Consider the following 22,979-nt stretch of genomic DNA (forward strand, 5'->3'; position numbering starts at 1 on the left):
GCTGTGCACATGCAGGTGAACGAAGGAGTCGGATGCCACCCCACGAGTCTACGAGAGGCTTCCGACACGGCGGCGTGGCGGGCCGGGTGACGCGCGGTCAGGCGTCGACGTGCACGAACCCGATGCCGCGGGCGCGGAGGTCGGCGATCGCGCCCGCGATGCCGTCCGCGGTTCCGCTCCCCGGCTGGTTGAGATGCGCGATGACGATCGAGCCGGGGGCGGCCGATCCGACCTCGCGGCGCACGGTCGCCGCGGAGAAAGTCGCACCGCCGTCCCCGTTGACCGCGAAGCCGATGGGCTCAGCGCCGAGCGCGAGCGCGATCTGGACGCCGACGTCGTCGTAGAACGCCGTGCCGGGGCGGAAGAAGCGGGGTGGCGCGCCGACGAGCCCGGTCAGGACCGTCTGATTGCCCCACACCTCGTCGACGGCTTCGGCGGCGGACGCCGTGCCGGGAATGCCGTACGCGTCACGGCCCGTGACCGACAGCGGCACGTGCCGCGTCCCGTGATTCCCGATGACGAAGAGCGGGTCGGCGGCGAGCTCGGCGGCGAGCTGCGAGTTGGCCTCGACCCAGCGGGCGTTGAGGAAGAGGGTCGCCGGCGCCTGCTCCGCACGGAGGATGTCGAGCAGGCGCTGGTCGACGCCCGACCCGCCGCGCCCGCCGCACCCGTCGAACGTGAGGGCGACCGCCGGTGCGGCCGGCTGTGTCCGGAGCGTCCCGCGCACCCCCGGGAGATCGAGTCCCCACGCCGTGGGGACGCTGTCGGCGAAGCGCGCGGCGATGGCGCCGGGATCGATCGTGGGCGTGGGCGTCGGTGTCGGTGTCGGTGAAGGCGTCGGTGTCGGGGAAGGCGTCGGTGACGGCGGCGGCGTGCGCGTCGGCCGCGGCGCCGACGACGGTGCGGCGCGTGCCGCCTCGGTGGCGCACGCGGTGACCATGCCGAGGGACGCGAGGGCGAGCGCGCCGAGGGCGGCGCGGCGGGAGAGACCCACCGTCAGGCGTCGCGACGGCGCAGGAGGTCCTCGCGGACTTCGCGCCGCTGCACCTTGCCGATGAGCGATCGGGGAAGCTCGTCGACTGCGACGATCGTCTTCGGCACCTTGTACGCGGTGAGACGCCCGCGTGCCCACTCGCGGATCGCGTCGGCGTCGAGCTCGGAGCCGTCGCGGAGGACGACCTCCGCCGCGACAACCTCTCCCCCGTCGGGTCGCGGAAGGCCGACGACGGCCGCGTCGACGATATCGGGATGCAGGAGCAGAACGTCCTCGACCTCACTCGGGCTGATGTTGAACCCGCCGGTGATGATGAGTTCCTTCAGCCGGTCGACGACGGTGACGAAGCCCTCGGCATCCGCGGTGACGATGTCACCCGTGCGCAGCCAGCCGCCGTCGATGAGGGTCCGTGCCGTCTCGTCGGGCTGGTTCCAGTAGCCCTGGAAGACCTGGGGACCGCGGACCAGAAGCTCGCCGGGCTCGCCGATCGGCACGTCGACGCTCGGGTCGTCGGGGTCGACGACGCGGATCTCGGTGCTCGGGAAGGGTACACCGACCGTCCCGGTGCGCCGGCGCGGGCCCATGGGGTTACCGACGCTGATCGGTGACGACTCGGTCATGCCGTACCCCTCGACGAGGATGCCGCCGGTCGCCTCCTCCCAGCGGATGACGGTGGATGCCGGCAGCGCCATCGCCCCGGAGATCGCGTTGCGGAGGCTCGAGAGATCGACGCCGGCGCGCTTCGTGGCGCGGGCGAGGGCGTCGTAGATCGGCGGGACGGCGGGGAGGAAGGTCGGCGGCGTGCGCTTGATCGCAGTGATCGTCAGGGAGACGTCGAAGGTCGGAAAGAGCACGATGCGCGCTCCGATCGACAGTGCCGTCGTCGTGCAGAGGGTGAGGCCGTAGGCGTGGAAGAGCGGGAGCACGCCGTAGAAGACCTCGCGGCCGAGGGCGAGGTCGGGCACCCACGCGACCGACTGGGCCGCGTTCGACCGCAGGTTCCGGTGGCTCAGGATCGCCGCCTTCGGCCGGCCCGTCGTCCCACTCGTGAACTGCAGGACGGCGGTCTCGTCGAGCGTGGGCCGGGGCGCCGCCTTCGCGACGCGGCGGCCGCCGACGAAGCGCTTCCACTCGACGATCCCCTTCGCGCGGGGTCGCTGCGTGAGCGCGGCACGCTTCTCCCGCGCGGCCTTCACCGGAAGGCGCAGAAGCGCCCGCATGCGCCACGGCATCGCGTCGGGAAGCGTCACCGACACGATGTGGGCGGGTCGGATGTCGGAGGGGAACTCCGCGACGGTGTCGGCGACGGCATCCCACACGATCGCAACCTTGGCGTGGTGGACCTCGAACAGGTGCCGCAGCTCCGGCGGGGTGTACCGGGGGTTGTGCTCGACGACGACCGCGCCGAGACGCTGCGCGGCGTAGAAGGCGACGACGTGCTGGGGAGCATTGGGCATGATGAGGGCGACCCGGTCGCCGGGCCGCACCCCCATGCGACGCAGGCCGCCCGCCGCGCGGGCCACCTGCTCGCCGAGCTCGCGATAGCTCGTCTCGGCGCCGAAGAACTCGAGGGCGGGCCGGCGCGGATAGCGCGCGACCGCGTCGTCGAGCATGTCGACGAGGGTCTGGGTGACCGGCTCGATCTCGTGCGGGACACCGTCGGCATAGGCGGCGAGCCAGGGGCGGGTCTCGAGGGAGTTCACTCCCCCAGCGTAGAGCCCGCGCCATGCCCCGGAGCGTATGCCGTCCTCCGGCGAACAGCGCCTCCGGCCCGCTCAGCCCGAGAGAACCTCGAGCGCGTGCGCGAGGTCGGCCGGGTACTCCGATGAGAACGTCACCCAATCGGTCGTGACGGGGTGCGCGAACGACAGTTCCTTCGCGTGCAGCCACTGTCGCGTGAGGCCGAGACGCGCCGACAGCGTCGGGTCGGAGCCGTAGAGCGGGTCGCCGACGCACGGATGCCGGTGCGCCGCCATGTGCACGCGGATCTGATGCGTCCGCCCGGTCTCGAGGTGGATCTCGAGGAGGGATGCCGCGGGGAACGCCTCGAGGGTCTCGTAGTGCGTGACCGAGTCCTTGCCGTCGGGGGTGACGGCGAACTTCCACGAGTGCGAGGGATGCCGCCCGATCGGCGCGTCGATGGTGCCGGCGAGAGGATCGGGGTGGCCTTGGACGACGGCGTGGTAGATCTTGTCGACCTCGCGCTCCTTGAACGCGCGCTTGAGGGACGTGTAGGCGCGCTCGGACTTCGCGACGACCATGAGTCCGCTCGTCCCGACGTCGAGGCGATGGACGACGCCCTGCCGCTCGGCGGCTCCCGTCGTCGCGATCCGGTAGCCGCCGGCTGCGAGGGCGCCGAGCACCGTCGGCCCTTCCCACCCGACCGAGGGGTGCGCCGCGACGCCGGCGGGCTTGTCGACCACCACGATGTCGTCGTCGTCGTAGACGATCCCGAGGTCGGGGACGGCGAGAGGGACGATCTCGGGTGCCCGCCGGTCGTCCCACGAGACCTCGAGCCACCCGCCGCCGCGCAGCTTGTCGCTCTTGCCGAGGGTCCGGCCGTCGAGGCTCACGCCGCCCGCCTCGGCGACCTCTGCGGCGAAGGTCCGTGAGAAGCCGAGCATCTTGGCGAGCGCCGCGTCGACGCGGACGCCGTCGAGACCGTCGGGGACGGGAAGACTGCGCGACTCCACGTCAGCGCTCCGAGCCGGAGGGGGACGCCTCGTCGGTCGCCGCCACGTCGGCATCCGCCGTTCCGTCGCTCGGCTCGTCGTCGTCTGCCGTTACGGCATCCTTCTCGCGGGGCACGCGTGTGCCGTCGAGCCGGATGCCGACGAGCACGAGGAGAGCGACGCAGATCATCATCGTCACGATGAACATGTCGGCGACGTTGTAGATGGCGGGCATCATCCACGGCGTGTAGATGAAGTCGATGACGTGGCCGATGCCGAAACCGGGTTCCCGGGTCAGCCGGTCGGTGAGGTTGCCGAGGATGCCGCCCAGGAGGAGGCCGAGCACGACCGCCCACGTGCGGGCGCGGACGCCGCGGACGGCAATGACGACGATCGCGAGGGCGGCGATGCCCAGCACGATCGTGAAGATCCACGTCACCTCCTCGCCGAGCGAGAACGCGGCTCCGGGGTTGCGGGTGAGGTAGAACTGCAGGAAACGTCCCCAGACCTCGACGGTCTGCTGGTACGGCAGATTCTGCAGCGCGAGATACTTGGTGAACTGGTCGACGGCCAGCACCAGCACCGCGAGAATCGCGATGAAGGTGCCGGCCGTCGAAGAACGCAGTTGCTTTCGGCCCTGCACCGGCCCGCTCAGGAGGCCGAGACGGGCGAGCCCGAGGTGGAGCCGGCGACGTCGAGGTCGCGCAGCTTCTCCTCGATGAAGCCACGCAGCTGCGAGCGGTAGTCACGCTCGAACTGACGCAGCTCGCTGATGCGACCCTCGAGCGTCGCGCGCTCGGCGTCGAGGCGGGCGATCTCGTCGCGGCTCTTGGCTTCGGCGTCGGCGAGGATCGAGGCCGCCTGCGCCTGCGCGTCGGAGATAAGCTTGTCGCGCTGGGCCTGACCCTCGGCGACGTGCTCGTCGTGCAGGCGCTGGGCGAGCTCGATGATGCCGGCCGACTGCGCGGCGCCGTTCGCGGCGGGAGCGGGTGCGGGAACCGGAACCGGAACCTCTTCGACGACCGCGGCCTCGACGACGGGCGTCTCGACAGCGGCGACGGGCTCGGGGACGGCCACGGCCTCGGGCGCGGACTGCGCCTCGGCCTCGAGCTGCGCGACGCGCGCCTTCAGCTCTTCGTTCTCGGCGATCGTCTTGCGCCACTCCACGACGATCTCGTCGAGGAAGTCGTCGACCTCATCGGGGTCGAAGCCCTCCTTGAAACGGACGTGCTGGAACTGCTTGGTGACGACGTCTTCGGGGGTCAGAGCCATGGTGTTTCCTCTTTCGGGGCTGACGACACGGGGCGGTCAGGGCGACTCGCCGAAGGCGGGTCGGTCTGACACAGCATAGTCCGCACACCTGAGGCGTGCGAGACGAACTCACGAGCGCGCGATGGCTCCCGTGATGGACATGAGGAACACGACGATGAGCATCGTCAGCGGAAAGCCCAGGTCGAGAGCGACAGGTCCCAGGCGCAACGGAGGAATCAGGCGCCGAAACAGCCGCAGCGGCGGATCGGTGATCGTGTACACCACTTCGGCGACCACGAGACCGAAACCCTTCGGGCGCCACTCGCGGTTGAAGATCGGGATGTACTCGAGCACGAGCCGCGCGAGCATGACGAGCAGGTAGATGAACAGCAGGGTGTTGACGATCGCCGCCACCCACCGCAGGACCTCCACGATTACTGCGTGAAGGGCGCCGCCTCGGGGTCGGCCGGCGCGAGCGTGCCGTCACCCGAGATCGCGACGTTCTCGGGCGAGAGCAGGAACACCTTGCTGGTGACCCGCTCGATACGCCCGTAGAGGCCCAGCGAGAGGCCGCTCGCGAAGTCGATGAGACGCCGCGCGTCGGCGTCGCTCATCTGCGACAGGTTGATAATGACGGGGATGCCGTCACGGAAGTTCTCGGCGATCAGCTGCGCGTCGCGGTATTGCTTCGGGTGCACCGTGAGGATCTCGCTGACGGTGCCGGTGGCCGTGGGCTGACGGACGACGGCGGGGCGGTGGAGCGGAGTCACGGGTGCGGCCTTCTCGATCGTGCGGTCGGCGGTGCGCTCACTCGCGCGCTCGCGGCGCGCGGGGGTCTCGGCGGCCGGCTCGTCGTAGATCTCTTCTTCGTCGGCGAGGCCCAGGTACACCATGGTCTTCTTCAGCGGGTTCGACATCGCATTCCTCCGTTTGCTCGTCTTGTTGCAGGCTAACCGTGCACGGGCCGCGGGCCCGTGATTGCCGTGCCGATCCGCAGGTGTGTCGCACCCGCGGCGATCGCCTCGGCGAAATCTCCCGACATCCCCGCCGACATCCACGTGGCATCCGGGATCACGCGGCGCACCGCGTCCGCGGCCGCGGCGAGGCGGGCGAACGCCTCGGCGGGTGCGGCGGTGAGCGGGGCGACCGCCATGACACCCCGCACGCGCAGCGAGGGGCAGTTCGCCGCGACGTGGGTCGCGAGGGGTTCGACGTCATCCGGCGCCGCTCCCCCGCGCCCCGGATCGTCCGTGAGGTTGACCTGAAGGAACACGTCGAGAGCGGCGCCCCCGGGGTCGGCCAGGTGGAGGGCGTCGGCGAGGCGTTCGCGGTCGAGGGAGTGGACGACATCGGCGGACGCGCGCACCGCCCGCGCCTTCTTCGTCTGCACCTGGCCCACGAAGTGCCACGTGAGGTCGGCGAGCTCGCTCAGCTCATCGCGCTTCGCGCTGAGCTCCTGCTGCCGACTCTCCCCCACGTCGCGAACGCCGAGCTCGTACAGGTCCGCGATGAGGGGCGCCGCATGGAACTTCGTCACCACGATGCGGGTGATCTCCGCCGGGTCGCGACCCGCCGACCGCGCGGCATCGGCGATGCGCGCGTCGACGTCGGCGAGTCGCGCCGTGAGGTCGGTCGTCACTTCAGGAAGTCGGGGATGTCCAGGTCGTCCGAGCCGTACACCGAGTCGTACGCGTCGGTCGACGCCGCGGCGGTGACCGAGACCGACTCGCGCTCTTCGGCATCCGCGATCTCGCGTGCGGCCTCATCGGCGGAGACCGCCGGCACGACGGGGGTCGCGACGGGGCGCTGCGCGGTCATCGGCTCGATGCGCGCCTGCGGCTCACCGCCGTCGAATCCGGCCGCGATGACGGTGACCCGCACCTCGTCGCCGAGCGTATCGTCGATGACGGTTCCGAAGATGATGTTCGCCTCGGGGTGCGCCGCCTCTTTGACCAGCTGCGCGGCGTCGTTGATCTCGAAGATGCCGAGGTTCGATCCGCCCTGGATCGACAGCAGCACGCCGTGGGCGCCTTCGATGGATGCCTCCAGCAGGGGCGATTCGACGGCGAGCTCTGCGGCCTTGATCGCGCGGTCGGCGCCGCGCGCCGAGCCGATGCCCATGAGCGCCGATCCCGCCCCCTGCATGACCGACTTGACGTCGGCGAAGTCGAGGTTGATGAGACCGGGGGTCGTGATGAGGTCGGTGATGCCCTGAACACCGGCGAGGAGCACCTGGTCGGCCGTCGCGAACGCCTCGATCATCGAGATGCCGCGGTCGCTGATCTCGAGCAGGCGGTCGTTGGGGACGACGATGAGGGTGTCGACCTCTTCCTTCAGCTTGTTGACGCCCGCCTCGGCCTGGCTCTGTCGGCGGCGGCCCTCGAAGGAGAAGGGGCGCGTGACGACACCGATGGTGAGGGCGCCGATCGACTTGGCGATCCGCGCGACGACGGGTGCGCCGCCCGTACCGGTGCCGCCGCCCTCGCCCGCCGTCACGAAGACCATGTCGGCGCCCGCGAGCGCCTCCTCGATCTCCTCGGCGTGGTCCTCGGCGGCGCGACGGCCGACCTCGGGATCGGCGCCGGCACCGAGCCCGCGCGTGAGCTCGCGGCCCACGTCGAGCTTGACGTCGGCGTCGCTCATCAGCAGCGCCTGGGCGTCGGTGTTGACGGCGATGAACTCGACGCCCCGCAGGCCGAGTTCGATCATGCGATTGACGGCGTTCACGCCGCCGCCACCCACTCCGACGACCTTGATCACCGCGAGGTAGTTCTGGTTCTGGCTCATGCCGGCCTCCATCTGTCCCGAACCCGAAACGTCTAAACCTTGAACCTCAAGTTGAGGTTTAAAGAATTGCCGAGTATGCAATTCCTTGATTGAAGGTAAGCGGGAGCGGGCGCGCGGATGCCGAGGCGCTGGGCGTGTCGCGCGAAAACACGCGACCATTCCGCTGCGACGCGTGCGACCGGCGCGGCGTGCGACCGGCGCGGCGTGCGACGTCAGCGGATGACGATGACGTCGACCGACGACACGTCGTAGCTCGAGACGCCGTCCGGCGGGCGGGCGGCCATCGAAGACGCGAGCAGCACGGCCTTCTTCGCCGAGTCGTCGGCGTTCCCCCACACGACCTCGGTGCCCGTCGCCCCGAGGGTCAGGGTGACGTCGTTGGCGGTCGTCGCCGACATCGCGGTGACCTGCGTGCGGATGTCCTCCGGAAGCGATCGGAAGACGGTCCCGACCGCGGTGAACGCGTCGGAGCCGGTACCACCCTCGACCGTGATGACGGGGTGTCCGGGCGCGGGCTCGGGCGTCGTCGCGAGCGCGACCCCCGCGGCATCCACCAGCGTGTACCCCGCCGCGGACTGGACCGACCCGATCGGGGTGCGCTCGACGATGCGCACCACGAGTTCGTGCGGCGGCCGCGCCTCGAGCGTGTACGACTCGACGAGCGGGAACTGCACGAGCGCCGCCTTGACCTCCGACGAGCTCACCCGCGGCAGCGGCGTGCCGATCTGCCCGGCGAGGGCCTCTTCGACAGCGGCCGCATCGAGCGAGCTGGTACCGATGACCGTCACCTGCTGCACCGCGAACAGGGGGCTGTAGGCGGCACCGAGCGATCCGAGCACGAGCAGAGCGAGCGCGCCGAGGACGCCGATCCACAACGCGCGGCGGCGTCGCTGGCGGACGGTGAAGCGGCGCACCTCGGTGCGAAGCGCCTTCCGTCGTGCACGCGCGGCAGCCCACACCTGCCGGACGCCGATCTCCTCGTCGACGGCGGCGTCCGCACCCGCGGCATCCACACCGCTCGGGTCGGGCTCGCCGTCCGCCTCATCCGGGGCGGGCACGTCGGCGACCTCCGCGGGCCGGCCGTCGCGCCGCGGCGGCAGCACGCTGCGGACCGGCGTTGCCGTGTCCGCCTCGATCTCCGCGTCGCTCCGGGCGTCGGGCGACGCGGGCGCGGCCCGGTCTACCGGCAGCGGGGACGGGCGGCGCACCCGCTAGACCCCGGTCTCGAGCGGAGCGCCCTGAGATGCAGACGTCGACGCAGACGTCGCAGGCACAGACGTCGCCGCGAGCGCGTCGAGCACCTGCGGGATGATGAGGTACACGTTGCCGCAGCCGAGGGTCACGACGTAGTCGCCGTCGCGGGCGATGGATGCCGTGTAGTCGGCGGCCTGCTGCCAGTCGGCGACGAAGTGGACGTGCGCGGGGTCCTCGAACGCGCCGCTGACGAGTTCGCCGGTGACGCCCGGCACGGGGTCTTCGCGCGCGCCGTAGACGTCGAGCATGACGGTGTGGTCGGCGTACTGCTCGAGCACCTCGGCGAACTCGCGGTACATCTCCTGCGTGCGCGAGTAGGTGTGCGGCTGCTGGATCGCGATGATGCGCCCGTCGCCCACGACGGTCCGCGCGGCAGCCAGTGCCGCGGCGACCTCGGTGGGGTGATGGGCGTAGTCGTCGTAGACGCTGACGCCCCGCTCGACGCCGTGCAGCTCGAATCGGCGCACGGTGCCGCCGAAGCCTTCGACGGCGCGGAGGGCGGGCTCGAGGTCGTATCCGAGCGTCAGGAGCACGGCGACCGCGCCCGCCGCGTTGACCGCGTTGTGGGCACCGGGAACGGCGAGCCGGCCCGCGACGGTGACACCGTCGTGCGTGAGCGTGAAGGAGACGGGGCCCTCGGTGACGATGTCGGCGACGCGCACGTCGGCGGCGGCATCCTCACCGAAGGTCACCACCGTCGAGTGCGTGATCGCCGCGCGGACGCGCCGCGCCCCCGGGTCGTCGGCGCTGATCACGACGGCCTCGCGCGCCTCGTTCGCGAAGCGGGCGAACGCGTCGTAGAACGCGTCGCGCGTGCCCCAGTGGTCGAGGTGGTCGGGGTCGACATTCGTGATGAGAGCGACGGAGGTGTCGTAGAGGAGGAACGTGCCGTCGGACTCGTCGGCCTCGATGACGAAGAGGTCGTCGCCGCCGGTGCCGCTGGAGACGCCGAGGTCGGCGATCACTCCCCCGCTGACGAACGTGGGGTCGGCGTCGAGGGTGTGCAGGGCCGTCACGAGCATACCGGTCGAGGTCGTCTTGCCGTGCGCGCCCGCGACGCTCACGAGGCGGCGTCCGCCGATGAGCCAGTGCAGAGCCTGCGAGCGGTGGATGACGTGCAGGCCGCGCTCCTTCGCGAGGAGGAACTCGGGGTTCTCGGGCCAGATCGCACCCGTGTGGATCACGGTGTCGACGTCGTCCGGCAGGTTCGCGGCGTCATGTCCGACGTGCACCTCGGCGCCGCGGGCCGCGAGCGCCTGGAGCGCGGCACTGTCGGCGCGATCCGAACCCGACACGCGGATGCCGCGGTCGAGGAACATCCCGGCGAGGCCGGACATACCGGAGCCGCCGATCCCGATGAAGTGGGCGGCGGCGATGTCCTCGGGGAGGGGAAGCGTGAGGTCGGGTCGAATCATGGCCCGACAAGTCTAAATCGGCGCTTCCCCCGGAGCGCTCCGCCGCGCGGGCGCGGCACGCGACAGGCGGACGTGGCACGCGCCAGGAAAGTGTCGGCGCAGATCGTCGTCATACGCGCCGATGAGGACGGATCACGCCGACGATCCACGCGCAGACAGCGATGTGCGACGACGAAACGGCGGGAGGACCCTCAGCGCGCGAGCGCGCGGTCGAGTTGGGCGACGACGTTCTCGGTGCCCGAACGCGCGGAGGGAGCGGATGCCTGGGCGGCGGCACCCAGGGCCGCCAGGGCGCCGGCATCCGACAGCAGCGGCACGATCTCGGCGCGGACGCGTTCCGACGTGAACTCGGCGTCGGGGATGAGGCGGGCCGCTCCCGACGCGACGGCGGACGCCGCGTTGAGGGCCTGCTCGCCGTTGCCGACGGCGTAGGGCACGTACACGGCGGGGATGCCGAGCGCCGACAGCTCGCTGACGGTCGCCGCGCCCGCTCGCGAGACGACGAGGTCGGCGAGGGCGAGGGCCAGATCCATACGGTCGAGGTACGGCACGATGCGGTAGCCCGCGACCCCCGGATCGATGATCTCGTCGCGCTCGCCCGCCGCGTGGAGGAGCTGCCATCCGGCATCCAGGACGTCGTGCCACGCCCCGCCGAACGCCTCGTTGAGCCGGCGCGCGCCGAGCGATCCGCCGAAGACGAGGAGCACGGGTCGATCGGGGTCGAGCCCGAAGAACGCCGCCGCCTCGGCGCGCGTCGCGGACCGGTCGAGGCCCAGCAGTTCGGGATTCAGGAGCTCGGGACGCAGCGGCATGCCGACGACCTCCGCCCGTGGCAGCGGCGTGCCGGGGAACGTGATGCCGACCGCGGCCGCGCCGCGGGCCCCGAGGACGTTCGCCAGGCCCGGCCGGGCGTTCGCCTCGTGGACGACGTACGGCACGCGCGCCCGCCGTGCGGCGACGTACGCCGGCGCCGACGCGTAGCCGCCGAACCCCGCGACGACGTCCACACCGCGCTCGCGGAGATGCCCGCGCACCTGCGCCAGCGCACGCCGCCACGCGAGGGGGAACCGCGCGGCGGCGAGGTCCGGGCGGCGCGGGAACGGCACCTTGTCGACGATCAGCAGCTCGTAGCCGCGCTCGGGCACGAGCCGCGACTCGAGCCCCTCCTTCGTGCCGAGCACGAGGACCTGCGCGTCGGCATCCCGCGCCCGAAGCGCGTCGGCGACGGCGAGCAGCGGGTTGACGTGCCCCGCGGTGCCCCCTCCGGCGAGGAGGTAGGTGACGGATGCCGGGTGATCACTCACCCGATCGAGCCTACCGGCGAGCGGGCCGCGCGCCGCGTGGGATCGGCGCCGCGGCGGGCACCGGCGTGCGCATCGGCAGTGTGCGGGCGAACGACAGCAGCGCGCCACACGCGAGGAGTACGGAGAGGAGCGAGGTGCCGCCCTGCGACATGAACGGCAGCGGCACGCCGAGCACCGGGAACAGGCGCAGCACGACGCCGATGTTGACGATCGCCTGGCCGACGACCCACACCACGATGCCGCCCGAGACGATGCGGATGAACGGGTCGTCGGTCTTCCGGATGATGTGGAACGCGCCGACCGCGAACAGGGCGAACAGGGCGAGGACGACGAGGCATCCGATGAGCCCGAGCTCTTCGCCGAGGATCGCGAAGATGTAGTCGTTCGCCTTCGCGGGGAGCCACCCGTACTTCTCCCGCGAGTTGCCGAGGCCGAGGCCGAAGATCCCGCCGCCGGCAAGGCCGAACACGCCGTGCACCGCCTGGTAGCAGTCGCCGACGGGCGCGTTGTAGCAGGCGGTCGAGTCGAAGTGCGTGAGCGAGCTCATGATGCGCGCCATGCGGTTGGGGCTCGTGATGGCGAAGTACGCCGCGGCGACGACGACGAGGATGAGCGGGACCAGGAACATCCGGAGCTTCACGCCCGAGAAGAAGAGGCACCCGAGGAGAATCGCCATGAGGATCAGGCCCGTGCCGAGGTCGTGGCTGCCGACCGCGACGAGTCCGATGACGAGGCCGCCGACCGGGACGACCGGGATGAACACGTGCGACCACGAGGTGAGGAGCGACCGCTTGCGGTAGAGCACGTAGCCGAGCCAGAGCGCGAGGCTCAGCTTCAGGAACTCCGACGGCTGCATCTGGAAGCCGGCGACCTGGATCCAGTTGCGGTTGCCGTCGTTGACCACGCCCAGGCCGGGAACGAAGACGAGCAGCTGGAACGCCGTCGTGACGATGAGCGCGGGCCAGGCGATCCGCTTCCAGAACGTCACCGGCAGCCGGCTCGCGATGAGCATGAGCGGGATGCCGATGAGCGCGAACGCCGCCTGCTTCATCACGACTTCGAACGGGCTCTCGCCCTTCGCGACGGAATCGGCCATGGTCGCCGAGAGCACCATCACGAGCCCGAACCCCGTGAGCAGGAGCGCCGTGGAGAGGATGAGGAGGAACTCGCTCGGCACCGGCGCGAAGGCCCGCCCGAGCGAGACGCGCGCGGCGAACCCCGTGGGCCGGGCATCACGGGACGTGGCTCCGCCGGGCTCGTCGTCGCGGGCGACGGGACGGGAGGTCGTGATCGTCACCGGCTCCCCTTCCGATTCACTCTCCGGGCCGGCTCATTCTCCGGGCCGACTTACTGTGCGGGCCGCGTCTCCGGGCCGAACCTGCGTTGCACGGCCTCGGCGAACCGGGTACCGCGGTCAGCGTAGGACGTGAACTGATCGAACGACGCCGCGGCCGGAGCGAGGAGGACCACGTCTCCGTCACGGGCGATCTCGGCCGCGAGTTCCACGACCTGCGCCATGACGTCTTCAGTCTGTGCGTCGTCGACCTCGAACAGCGGAATGGCGGGCGCGTGTCGTGCGAACGCGCCCGCGATGGTCTCTCGCTCCACGCCGATGACGATCGCGGCCTTCACTCCGGCGCCGCGCGCCGCGACGAGGTCGGAGATGTCGACGCCCTTCAGCAGCCCACCCACGATCCAGACGGCGCCCGGGAAGGCCGCGAGCGAGGATGCCGCGGCGTGCGGGTTCGTCGCCTTCGAGTCGTCGACCCAGGTGACGCCGTCCGCGATCGCGACGATCTCGATGCGGTGCGGGTCGAGGCGGAAGGTCTCGAGCGATTCGGCGATCGCCGCGGGCGCCACGTCGAGGGATCGCGCGAGCGCCGCAGCGGCGAGGATGTTCTGCACGATGTGCGGCGCCGCGAGCCCGTTCCGGGCGAGGTCGGCGACGGTGGTGAGTTCGAGCGCCGAGGTGTGCCGGTCGTCGAGGAACGCACGGTCGACGACGATCCCGTCGACGACGCCGACGTCGCTCGGCCCCGGCACTCCGAGGTCGAAGCCGATGGCCCGGCATCCTTCGACCACGTCGGCCTCTTCGACCATCTCGCGCGTCGCGATGTCGGCCTTGTTGTAGACGCACGCGATGCGGGTGCCCTGGTAGACGGCGGCCTTCGCGTCGCGGTAGGCGCGGAAGGACCCGTGCCATTCGAGGTGGTCATCGGCCAGGTTCAGGCACACGCTCGCCCAGGGGACGAGCGCGCCGACGCCGGTCGCCCGCGCCAGGTACCAGAGCTGGTGGCTGGAGAGCTCGACGACCAGCGCGTCGAAGCCGGCCGGGTCGCGGATCGCATCGAGCACCGGGACGCCGATGTTCCCGACCGGCGCCGCCCGGAGCCCTCCCGCGACGAGCATGGATGCCGTGAGCTGCGTCGTCGTCGTCTTGCCGTTGGTCCCGGTGATGAGGAGCCACTCCGCGGGCGTGCCGTCCGGGCGGAGCACCTTGTCGCGCACGCGCCACGCGAGCTCGATGTCGCCCCATAGTGCGACGCCCTGCTCCTGCGCCCACACGATCAGGGGGTGGTGCGGAGCGAACCCGGGCGAGGCGACGATCACCTCGGGGGCGAAGTCGACGAGCTCGGCGGGGACCGTGTAGAGCGGTCCCTCCCAGAGCCGCGCGCCGATGACGGGGACGAGGCGCGCGTACTCCTCGGCGGCGCGCTCGGTGACCACGAGCACCTCGGCGCCGAGCTCGGCGAGCGTGTCGGCGGCCGAGAAGCCGGTCATCGAGAGCCCGAGGACGGCGACGCGCAGACCCGTCCAGTCGGCGTGCCAGCTGCCCAGCGCATCGAGGTCGCGCTCGCCGTCCGCTCCGCGGCTCATACGGCCGCCAACCAGGCGACGTAGAAGAGCCCGACGCCGGTGACGGCGAGCATGCCGGCGATGATCCACATGCGCACGACGATCGTGATCTCCGGCCAGCCGCGCATCTCGAGGTGGTGGTGGAACGGACTCATGAGGAACAGGCGTTTGCCGCCGGTCGCCTTGAAGTAGTACCGCTGCAGGATCACTGAGCCTGGGCCGATGATGAAGACGCCCGCGATGATGACGGCGAGGATCTCGGTGCGGGAGAGGATCGACATCGCGACGATCACCCCGCCGATCGACATCGATCCGACGTCGCCCATGAAGACCTTCGCCTTGGGCGCGTTCCACCAGAGGAACCCGACGAGGGCGCCCACGAATGAGGCCGCGATGATCGTCAGGTCCATCGGGTCGCGGGTGTCGTAACACGCTGCCTGATAGGCGGTGACGAGCGCGCTCGACGAGCACCGCTGCTGGAACTGCCAGAACGTCACGAGGCTGTAGGCCGAGATGGTGAAGATCCCCGCGCCGGTCGCGAGGCCGTCGAGCCCGTCGGTCAGGTTCGTCGCGTTCGACCACGCCACCGAGAGGAACGACACCCACACGAGGTAGGCGATCCAGCCGACCACGACCCCGAGAGCGAGGAACGAGAGCATCGGGATGTCGCGGAAGAACGAGATGTACGGCGATGCGGGCGTCTGGCCCGAGCGGTTGGGGAAGTTCAGGGCGAGGATGCCGAAGGGCACCGCGACGGCCACCTGACCCACGATCTTCCGCCAGCCCGAGAGCCCGAGGCTGCGCTGCTGGCGCACCTTCATGTAGTCGTCGATGAAGCCGACGATGCCCAGGCCCACCATCATCCAGATGACGAGCAGCCCCGAGATCGTGGGGGGCGCGCCCCCGGTGAACGTGCCGACGACGTACCCGACGATCGCGCCGAGGATGAAGATGACGCCGCCCATCGTGGGCGTGCCGCGCTTGGTCTGGTGCGACGGGTTGTGCTCGTTCTCGGGGGTGCGGATGACCTGACCCCACCCGAGCTTTTCGAACAGCCGGATGAACAGCGGCGTGAGGAAGAGGGTGAAGGCGAGCGAGATCGTCGCGGCGGTCAGCAGGGATCTCACGAGAACGATTCTCCCAGACGATCGCCGAGGTGCCGCAGTCCCGCGACGTTGGACGATTTCACGAGGACCCGGTCGCCGTCGCGGAGTTCGGTCATGAGATAGTCGTACGCCTCGTCGGCGGTCTCGAAGAAGACCGCCTCGCCGTCCCATGATCCCTCGCCGATCGCGGCGAGGTAGAGGCGACGCGCGTCGCGGCCGACGACGACGATCCGCTCGATGCGCAGGCGCACGGCCTGCAGGCCGACCCGGTCGTGCTCGTCGCCGGCGTACTCGCCCAGTTCGCTCATCGCGCCGAGGACGGCGACCTTGCGCTGCCCCGGCCCCGTGATCTGCGCAAGGGTGCGGAGGGCGGCGGACATCGAGTCGGGGCTGGCGTTGTACGCGTCGTTGATGATGCGCACGCGCTCCGATCCGAGCGGCTGCATGCGCCAGCGCTCGGCGATCTCGACCGTCTCCAGGCGCGCGATGCCCTGGGAGATCGGCACGCCGAGCACCTCGGCCGCCGTGAGCGCGGCGAGGGCGTTCATCACGTGGTGCTCGCCCAGGACGCGCAGGCGCAACGGCATCCGCTCGCCGCCCGCGACGACGACGCACGTGGTGCCGGATGCCGTGACCTCGACGTCTTCGGCGCGGACGTCCGCGCCCGGCCCGCGCCCGAACCACCGCACCGAGACGCCGCGCGCCTCGGCGACGTCGGCCATCGTGGCGACGCGCGCGTCATCGGCGTTGAGGACGGCGACACCGCCCGGGCGGAGCGCCTCGACGAGCTCGGTCTTGGCCTTGAGGGTCGCTTCGACACCGCCGAAGCCGCCCGCGTGTGCGAGGCCGACCATGAGGACGACGCCCACATCGGGCGTCACGAGGCCGGCGAGGCGCGCGATCTGCCCGGGGCCGGCCGCGCCGAACTCGCTCACGAGGTAGCGGGTGGCCTCTGTGACGCGGAGCATCGTGAGCGGCGCTCCGACCTCGTTGTTGTACGACGCGCGGGGGGCGACGGTCTCACCCTCGTCCTGCAGGATGCGGGCGAGGAGGTTCTTCGTCGTGGTCTTGCCGTTGGAGCCCGTGATGCCGGTGACCGTCAGGCCTCCCCCGGCGCGCACGCGCGCGACGACCGTCCGGGCGAGGTCGGCGAGAGCCTGCACGGCATCCGCCGCCACGATCTGCGAGATCGGCGCATCGACCGGGTGCTCGACGATCGCGAGCGCGGCGCCCGCCTCGGCGACAGCGGGGACGAACAGGTGGCCGTCGGTGGTCTCGCCCGGCTTCGCGACGAAGATGTCGCCCGGCCCGATGAGCCGCGAATCGGTGTCGACGGTGCCGTCGACGACCGTTTCGGCGGTGTCGGCGCCGAACGCGTGGAGGGTTCCCTCGACGGCGTCGGCGACTTCTGCGAGGGTCATCCGGATCATAGCTGCGTCATCCTCACGCGCCGGAGCGCGTCATGTCGTCAATCGGTTCTGCCTCAGTGCTCATCGGGTGACCGATCACTGGGTCACGGGGAGCAGGGGCGTTTCGGAGTTCGACGGCATGACACGGTAGTGGGTGAGCACCTGCATCACGGCCTTCTTGAAGACCGATCGGTTCGCGGAGGACATCCGGACGGTCTTGGGCTCGTCGAACAGCGTCAGAACAACGTACTGCGGATCGTCCGCGGGGACGAAACCGGCGAGCGAGGTGATGAACACGCCGTTCTTGTACCCGCCGGCGCCGTCCGGGAGCTGCGCGGTGCCGGTCTTGACCGCGAGGCGGTACCCGGGGATGTTGATGTCGGCGGCGAGCGTGCCCTGCGCGTAGACGTTCTCGAGCATCTGCGACACCTCGGCCGCCGTCTGCGGCTCGATGACCTTCACCGGCTCGGCCACGGTGGGCGTGACGACGGTGCCGTCGGCCTTCGTGCACGACTCGACGAGCTGCGGCGCGATGCGGACGCCCCCGTTCGCGATCGTCTGGAAGAGGCTCACCACCTGCAGCGGCGTCACGGTGAAGGCCTGGCCGAAGGTCGTCGTGTAGTAGGTCTGGTTGTCCCAGTCCTTCGCATCCGCCGAGAAACCGATGAGGGGCGGCGCACCCGACCAGTTCAGCGCGTCGGGCTGGCCGACGCCGAACTTCTCCAGGTACTGCTGGCGGACCTCCGCGGGGACGCGCGTGCCGAACTGCGACATCGCGACGTTCGACGAGGTGACGAGGCCGCCGGTGAGGGTCAGGTTCTGCGTCGGGTGCTTCTCGGAGTCGTTGATGACGGCGCCGTTGGGGAACTCCATCCGGTCGGGCGTCACGACCGTCGACGTCGGCGAGAGACCCGCCTGCTCGATGACGGTCGCAGCGGTCACCGGCTTGAATGTCGAGCCCGGCTCGTAGGAGGTGCTGAGCAGACGCGACCCGCGGTCTTCCGGAGCGGATGCCCCCGGATCGTTGGGGTCGACGGTCGGCGTCTCGGCGATCGCCCGGATCTTGCCGGTCTTCGCCTCCATGACGATGATCCCGCCCCAGTCGGCCTGGTAGTGCGCGGTCTCCTCGAAGATGAGTTGCTGCAGGAACCACTGCAGGTCGGTGTCGATCGTGAGCTTCAGGGTTCCGCCGTCGACCGCCGGCGTGTCCTTCTCGGTACCGGGGATGATCACGCCGTCGGCGCCCCGCTGGTAGGTGCGCTCGCCCGGCGTCGGCTCGAGGCAGGCATCCTGCTGCTTCTCGAGTCCCTCGAGCGCCGTGCCGTCCGACCCGACGAAGCCGAGGAGGTTCCCCGCGACGGCGCCGTCCGGGTAGGTGCGCGACGGGTGCGGGGGGAAGGAGAGGAAGGGCAGGCGGAGCTCGGCGAGGGCCCGGTACTCCTCCGTCGACACGTAGCGCTTGACGTACGCGAACTGCGAATCGGGGTTCTCGGCGAGGGCGTCGGCGACGATCTTCTCGATGTCCTCCGCGCTCTGCCCGGTGACGGCCGCGATCCGCGCCGCCAGCTCGGGCCACGCGACCTTCTCGGGGTCGCCGTCCGCGTTCTTCACGACCTTGCCGTCGGCGTCACGCTTGTCGATGCCCTCGACGGCGAGCATGGGCGAGATCTGCACGTCGTACAGCAACGTGCTGGTGGCGAGGATCGAGCCGTTCGCGTCGACGATCTCTCCTCGCGCCCCGTACAGGGTCTGCCTCGCGCCGGTGGCGAGCTTCTGCGACGCGTCGATGTGCTCGTTCGCGTTGACGACCTGGATGTCGACGAGGCGCACGACGAACGCGGCGAGCACGGCGAGCACGACGCCGAGGGCGACGACCGTCCGGCGACGCGGGGAGCGGGTAGCGCGAGTCGTCATGTTCTCAGTGTGTGGCGGGCGTCGGCAGACCGTCGGCGATCGCGGGGGGTGTCGACGTTTCGGCGGCGGCGGCGATCGCCTCGTCGGTCGCGCTGACACCCGCGTCGAGCGTCGCGTCGGGGTCGCTGACGAGGGGCTTCCCGGCGACGAGGGCGTTCGCCACGGCCGCATGGGTGAGCGCGTCGACCGCGCTCAGACCGTTGTTGCCGGCGGCCGTTCCGATCACGGCGTTGTCGCTGAGGCGGAGATACGTCGGCGCCTGGCCGGTGACCATGCCGAGGGCGGCGGCATTTGCCGCGAGGTACTGGGGCGAGCTGAGCCCCGCGATCGAGTCGGTGAGCATCTGCTTCTCGTAGTCGAGCGAACGCTGCTGCGCGGTGAGGTCGGCGATCTCGTACGAGCCCTGCGTCGTGAGGATCGACAGACCCATCTGCGCTGCACCGATGAGGACGGCTCCGGCAACCGCGACGATCCCGTAGACCAGACGCGGGCGCCGCCGCGGGGCGGGCGTCTCGAGGGCGTGCAGGCGCCGCTCGGGGCGTTCCGCCGGCCATCGGATCGGAAGCTCGGCCGGCCGTCCAAGACCCAGGATGCTCTCCGCTGGAACGCTCATACCGCCTCCGCCACGCGCTCGGCCGCGCGCAGGCGCACGGGTGCGGCGCGGGGGTTCCGCGCCTTCTCCTCATCGGAGGCGAGTTCGGCCCCCTTGGTCAGCAGTCGGAACCGCGGGGCGTGCTCGGGGAGCTCCACGGGAAGGCCCGCCGGCGCGGTGGATGCCGAGGCATCCGCGAACAGCCTCTTGACGATGCGGTCCTCGAGCGACTGGTAGCTCATGACGACGATCCGGCCGCCCACCCGCAGAAGGTCCATCGCGGACGGGAGCGCACGTTCGAGCACGGCGAGCTCGGTGTTCACCTCGATGCGCAGCGCCTGGAACACGCGCTTGGCGGGGTGACCGCGCCCCTCGCGCTGGACGGCGACGGGGGTCGCGGCGACGAGGATGTCGACGAGCTGTCCGGAGCGCTCGATCGGGGCGTCGGCGCGCGCGGCGATGATCGCGCGGGCGTAGCGCCCGGCCAGCTTCTCTTCGCCGTAGCGCTCGAAGATGCGCCGGAGGTCGCCCTCGCCGTAGGTCGCGACGATGTCGGCGGCGGTCGTCCCGGAGGTCTGGTCCATGCGCATGTCGAGCGGCGCATCCTGCGCGTAGGCGAAGCCGCGATCGGCCTCGTCGAGCTGCAGCGACGACACGCCGAGGTCGAACAGCACGCCGTCGATGCGGTCGGCACCGGCGGAGGCGACCGTGGCCGCGATGTCGTCGTAGACGACGTGGACGAGTGTGACGCGGTCGCCGAAGCGGGCGAGCCGCTCCCCCGCGATCCGCAGCGCGTCGGTGTCGCGGTCGAGGCCGATGAGCCGGATGTCGGGGAACCGGTCGAGGAGCGCCTCGGAGTGGCCGCCCATGCCCTCCGTGGCATCGACGAGTACAGCGCCGGGAGCTGCGAGCGCGGGGCCGAGAAGCTCGACGCAGCGTTCGAGGAGGACCGGGGTGTGGATGCCGGAGAGAGCCATGATGTGTCGGGCTGCGGTGCGGTGATCCGTGTGGGTGATCCGGGGCCGAGATCCCCATCCGCCTGACCTGGCACCGGGGAAGTGTGTCAGGGCGTGCGGCTGGGAGTCACGGCCACGGATCAGCATTCGCAGATCGAGGGAGCACCATCAGAAGAGTCCCGGGATCACCTCCTGCTCCATGTCCGAGTAGGCGTCTTCATTGCCGTCGGCGTACGCGTTCCAGGCCTCGGCGTCCCAGATCTCGGCGTGCGCGCCGACACCGGTGACGACGAGCTCGCGCCCGAGGTTGGCGTACGTGCGCAGGTGCGGCGGGATCGTGATGCGGCTCTGGCTGTCGGGCTTCTCGTCGCTCGCTCCGGAGAGGAACATGCGCTGGAAGTCACGGGCCTGCTTGTTCGTCAGCGGCGCCTCGCGGATCTTCTCGTAGACCCGCTCGAACTCCTTCGTGCTGAACACGTACAGGCAGCGCTCCTGCCCCCGGGTCACGACGACGCCGTCACCGAGGTCGGTGCGGAACTTCGCCGGAAGGATGACCCGTCCCTTGTCGTCGAGCTTGGGGGTGTAGGTGCCCAACAGCATCCACGACCACCCCCCTCCGCTCGGCCCCGGTTCCGGTTGGCACCACTTTACTCCACTTCCCTCCACTTCACTATCGTTTTGGCGACGTTTCCTCCCCCGGGGCGCCGAATGCCTCCGCGACCGTGCGGGCATACGAAAAAAGCACCGACCCGGAGGTCGGTGCTTTTGGAGGTGTCGCCGGCGGCGACGGGTCAGACGAGGATCACTTGTCGCCCTGGCGGCGGTCCCATCGGTCGTTCATCTTGTCCATGAACGACGACGACGAGGTCGCCTTCGCGCCCGCCTTCTTCTCGCCTGCCGAGCGCGGCGCAGCGCCCACCGCGGGCCCCTTTGCGGGCGTGACGGCGAGGACGACACCGGCGACCATGAGGACGAAGGCCACGACGCCGATGGCGATGATGTTGCTCGAGACGCCGAAGATGAGGCCGCCGATGCCGATCAGGACGAGGATGACGCCGTAGACGATGTTGCGGTAGCTCAGGGTCTGGCCCTCGCGGCCCGCGCTGACGACGTCGGCGTCCTTGTTCATGAGATGGCGTTCCATCTCGTCGAGCAGGCGCTGCTCCTGTTCTGACAGCGGCATGCGTCCCCCTTGTAGCCGGATGTCCGAGGCCCGGACATCTGTTGACCTCGTCCGTGACGACGGTGCGGTCTGTGTGACGTTGTTTCGATCGGCGTGGTGCGCCGCTCGTGCCCACGATTCTACGCGTGGATCTCACAACTAGGCTAGGCCCGTGGCTCCTCCTTCCGACGCGATCGCGGCAGTTTCCCAGCGACTGGAGAGGTTCCTCGACGATCAGAGCACCGCATGGGCGGATGCCGGCGACGAAGCGCTCCTCATGATCCGGTCGGGCCGCGCCACACTCGTCGGCGGAAAGCGCCTGCGCGCCCGCTTCGCGGTGACCGGCTGGGAGGCCGTCGCGCAGGCCGCAGACCCCGGGGCACACCCTGATGCACTCCCCGGCGCACACAGTGGCGCCGAGCCCGGCGACGACGTGATCGCCGCTGCGGCAGCCCTCGAGATCTTCCACGCCGCGGCGCTCGTGCACGACGACCTCATCGACAACTCCGACACCCGCCGCGGCCGCCCCGCGGCCCACCGCGCGCTGGAAGCCGACCACGTCGCCGCAGGGTGGACCGGGTCGGCCGAGTCTTTCGGTCGATCGGGTGCCGTGCTCCTCGGAGACCTTCTGGTGGCATGGAGCGACGACCTGCTTGAAGAGGGTCTGCGGTCGGCGGTGCACGCCGCCGAGGCGCGCGAGATCTACGGATACATGCGCCGCGAGGTGACGATCGGCCAGTTCCTCGACATCGCCGAAGAGGCCGCGTTCGTCCGTGCCCCCGACGCCGAGCACGCCGAGCGCGCCCTCCGGGTCGCCTCACTCAAGTCGGCGCGGTATTCGATCGAGCGCCCGCTGCTCCTGGGCGCCGCCCTCGCCGGTGCAGACGCCGCGCAGACCGCCGCACTCTCCGCCTTCGGCCACCCCCTCGGGCTCGCGTTCCAGCTGCGCGACGACGTGCTCGGCGTCTTCGGCGACAGTGCCGTCACGGGGAAGCCGTCCGGCGACGACCTGCGAGAGGGCAAGCGCACCGTGCTCATCGCGTTCGCCCGCGAGCGGATGCCGGAGGACGAGCGCCACGCGTTCGACGCGCTCATCGGCGACCCGGCGCTCGACGCGGCGCAGATCGCCGCCCTGCAGGACACGATCCGTGCCACCGGCGCTCTCGACCGCGTCGAAGACCTCATCGCGGAGTACGCGCGAGAGTCGGACGACGCGCTCGTGGGAGCCCCGCTCGGCGACGCCGCCGTCGCGTCGCTACGCTCGCTGGCCCGCGACGCGACCGCACGCGTCGCCTGAGGCGCTCGCG

Annotated in this window: 22 protein-coding genes; 1 reads left to right on the forward strand and 21 read right to left on the reverse strand. The window is 70.7% G+C overall.

Annotated features, from left to right (window positions below; translation table 11 throughout):
* Positions 1–97: 97 nt before the first annotated feature.
* The 21 genes from AC3ENQ_RS09275 to AC3ENQ_RS09375 all read right to left on the reverse strand — a co-directional run bounded on the left by AC3ENQ_RS09275 (position 98) and on the right by AC3ENQ_RS09375 (position 21,693).
* Positions 98–994 (reverse strand): polysaccharide deacetylase family protein, encoded by an 897-nt coding sequence (locus AC3ENQ_RS09275; RefSeq protein WP_431803905.1) that lies wholly within the window; start codon positions 992–994, stop codon positions 98–100.
* A 2-nt stretch (positions 995–996) separates the two neighbouring features.
* Entirely contained in the window at positions 997–2,697 is a 1,701-nt protein-coding gene (locus AC3ENQ_RS09280) for a long-chain-fatty-acid--CoA ligase (RefSeq protein WP_431803906.1), read from the reverse strand.
* Positions 2,698–2,769: 72 nt separating this feature from the next.
* Positions 2,770–3,687 carry an RluA family pseudouridine synthase gene (locus AC3ENQ_RS09285; protein ID WP_431803908.1) on the reverse strand — a complete coding sequence of 306 codons (918 nt, stop codon included), beginning with the start codon at positions 3,685–3,687 and terminating at the stop codon, positions 2,770–2,772.
* A gap of 1 nt (position 3,688) precedes the next feature.
* On the reverse strand, positions 3,689–4,309 hold the full coding sequence (gene lspA / locus AC3ENQ_RS09290) for a signal peptidase II (protein ID WP_431803910.1): 621 nt from the start codon (positions 4,307–4,309) through the stop codon (positions 3,689–3,691).
* A gap of 8 nt (positions 4,310–4,317) precedes the next feature.
* Positions 4,318–4,938: a DivIVA domain-containing protein gene (locus tag AC3ENQ_RS09295; protein ID WP_431803912.1), complete on the reverse strand. Its 621-nt coding sequence runs from the start codon at positions 4,936–4,938 to the stop codon at positions 4,318–4,320.
* Between the two features lie 108 nt (positions 4,939–5,046).
* Complete coding sequence (locus AC3ENQ_RS09300) at positions 5,047–5,349, reverse strand: YggT family protein (RefSeq protein WP_431803914.1); 303 nt, start codon at positions 5,347–5,349, stop codon at positions 5,047–5,049.
* Between the two features lie 2 nt (positions 5,350–5,351).
* Complete coding sequence (locus tag AC3ENQ_RS09305) at positions 5,352–5,834, reverse strand: cell division protein SepF (protein ID WP_431803916.1); 483 nt, start codon at positions 5,832–5,834, stop codon at positions 5,352–5,354.
* A 32-nt stretch (positions 5,835–5,866) separates the two neighbouring features.
* A complete protein-coding gene (locus tag AC3ENQ_RS09310) occupies positions 5,867–6,556 on the reverse strand; it encodes a YggS family pyridoxal phosphate-dependent enzyme (RefSeq protein ID WP_431803918.1) in 690 nt (229 codons plus the stop codon).
* A complete protein-coding gene (gene ftsZ, locus AC3ENQ_RS09315; protein ID WP_431803920.1) occupies positions 6,553–7,704 on the reverse strand; it encodes a cell division protein FtsZ in 1,152 nt (383 codons plus the stop codon). Before ftsZ ends, AC3ENQ_RS09310 begins: the two co-directional genes overlap by 4 nt.
* 212 nt (positions 7,705–7,916) lie before the next feature.
* Positions 7,917–8,912 (reverse strand): cell division protein FtsQ/DivIB, encoded by a 996-nt coding sequence (locus tag AC3ENQ_RS09320; protein ID WP_431803922.1) that lies wholly within the window; start codon positions 8,910–8,912, stop codon positions 7,917–7,919.
* Positions 8,913–8,915: 3 nt separating this feature from the next.
* Positions 8,916–10,373 carry a UDP-N-acetylmuramate--L-alanine ligase gene (murC, locus tag AC3ENQ_RS09325; protein WP_431803924.1) on the reverse strand — a complete coding sequence of 486 codons (1,458 nt, stop codon included), beginning with the start codon at positions 10,371–10,373 and terminating at the stop codon, positions 8,916–8,918.
* A gap of 191 nt (positions 10,374–10,564) precedes the next feature.
* Positions 10,565–11,677, reverse strand: coding sequence for a UDP-N-acetylglucosamine--N-acetylmuramyl-(pentapeptide) pyrophosphoryl-undecaprenol N-acetylglucosamine transferase (locus AC3ENQ_RS09330; RefSeq protein ID WP_431803926.1), 1,113 nt, complete (start codon positions 11,675–11,677; stop codon positions 10,565–10,567).
* Positions 11,678–11,687: 10 nt separating this feature from the next.
* Positions 11,688–12,968, reverse strand: a complete 1,281-nt coding sequence (ftsW, locus tag AC3ENQ_RS09335) for a putative lipid II flippase FtsW (protein WP_431804293.1) — start codon at positions 12,966–12,968, stop codon at positions 11,688–11,690.
* Positions 12,969–13,024: 56 nt separating this feature from the next.
* Positions 13,025–14,554 carry a UDP-N-acetylmuramoyl-L-alanine--D-glutamate ligase gene (gene murD / locus AC3ENQ_RS09340; protein ID WP_431803928.1) on the reverse strand — a complete coding sequence of 510 codons (1,530 nt, stop codon included), beginning with the start codon at positions 14,552–14,554 and terminating at the stop codon, positions 13,025–13,027.
* Positions 14,551–15,660 carry a phospho-N-acetylmuramoyl-pentapeptide-transferase gene (gene mraY / locus AC3ENQ_RS09345; RefSeq protein WP_431803930.1) on the reverse strand — a complete coding sequence of 370 codons (1,110 nt, stop codon included), beginning with the start codon at positions 15,658–15,660 and terminating at the stop codon, positions 14,551–14,553. The genes murD and mraY overlap by 4 nt, the downstream gene beginning before the upstream one ends.
* Positions 15,657–17,069: a UDP-N-acetylmuramoyl-tripeptide--D-alanyl-D-alanine ligase gene (locus AC3ENQ_RS09350; protein ID WP_431803932.1), complete on the reverse strand. Its 1,413-nt coding sequence runs from the start codon at positions 17,067–17,069 to the stop codon at positions 15,657–15,659. Before AC3ENQ_RS09350 ends, mraY begins: the two co-directional genes overlap by 4 nt.
* Positions 17,070–17,144: 75 nt before the next feature.
* Positions 17,145–18,962, reverse strand: coding sequence for a peptidoglycan D,D-transpeptidase FtsI family protein (locus AC3ENQ_RS09355; protein WP_431803934.1), 1,818 nt, complete (start codon positions 18,960–18,962; stop codon positions 17,145–17,147).
* A 4-nt stretch (positions 18,963–18,966) separates the two neighbouring features.
* Positions 18,967–19,575, reverse strand: a complete 609-nt coding sequence (gene ftsL, locus AC3ENQ_RS09360) for a cell division protein FtsL (protein WP_431803936.1) — start codon at positions 19,573–19,575, stop codon at positions 18,967–18,969.
* Positions 19,572–20,531, reverse strand: a complete 960-nt coding sequence (gene rsmH, locus AC3ENQ_RS09365) for a 16S rRNA (cytosine(1402)-N(4))-methyltransferase RsmH (protein WP_431803938.1) — start codon at positions 20,529–20,531, stop codon at positions 19,572–19,574. Before rsmH ends, ftsL begins: the two co-directional genes overlap by 4 nt.
* A 147-nt stretch (positions 20,532–20,678) precedes the next feature.
* Positions 20,679–21,110, reverse strand: coding sequence for a division/cell wall cluster transcriptional repressor MraZ (gene mraZ / locus AC3ENQ_RS09370; RefSeq protein ID WP_431803940.1), 432 nt, complete (start codon positions 21,108–21,110; stop codon positions 20,679–20,681).
* Positions 21,111–21,312: 202 nt separating this feature from the next.
* Positions 21,313–21,693, reverse strand: a complete 381-nt coding sequence (locus tag AC3ENQ_RS09375; protein ID WP_431803942.1) for a DUF3040 domain-containing protein — start codon at positions 21,691–21,693, stop codon at positions 21,313–21,315.
* 151 nt (positions 21,694–21,844) lie between these two features.
* Here AC3ENQ_RS09375 and AC3ENQ_RS09380 point away from each other — a divergent pair, with 151 nt between their 5' ends.
* On the forward strand, positions 21,845–22,969 hold the full coding sequence (locus AC3ENQ_RS09380; RefSeq protein ID WP_431803944.1) for a polyprenyl synthetase family protein: 1,125 nt from the start codon (positions 21,845–21,847) through the stop codon (positions 22,967–22,969).
* Positions 22,970–22,979 lie beyond the last annotated feature (10 nt).

Source organism: Microbacterium sp. bgisy203 (assembly GCF_057706945.1).